This window comes from Bradyrhizobium sp. Kon37, assembly GCF_055807535.1.
In genome coordinates, this window is the sequence record NZ_JBVVOY010000252.1 from 1 (window position 1) to 280 (window position 280).

The 280-nt window shown below is 33.9% G+C and carries 1 protein-coding gene; it reads right to left on the bottom strand.

What is annotated here, in order from left to right; translation table 11 throughout:
- Positions 1–42 precede the first annotated feature (42 nt).
- On the bottom strand, positions 43–280 hold a 238-nt coding region (locus tag AC0L3J_RS38035; RefSeq protein ID WP_473350553.1), incomplete at its 5' end, for a hypothetical protein.

Genomic DNA, 280 nt, shown 5'->3' on the forward strand with positions numbered 1-280 from the left:
CAAAGTGAATACCCCCCTTAAAACCCTAAAATTCTATATAACTCAAAAAAAAACATAACGGAATATCATCCTCAAGCGAAAGAATCTATCAAATAGATTATATATCGCTTTTCGCCGAATCAATAAAAAAAGGCGTACCAGGGGCTGGCACATTACTTTTAAATTATTAGTCTGATTTGGTGTTTTATGTATGTGAATGGTGTTATTATGTGTGATTTTCTGATATTGAAGGGCTTCTGTGTCTTGTAAAGGTTGTTTGCGTTTGGGATGGTTTTCTATG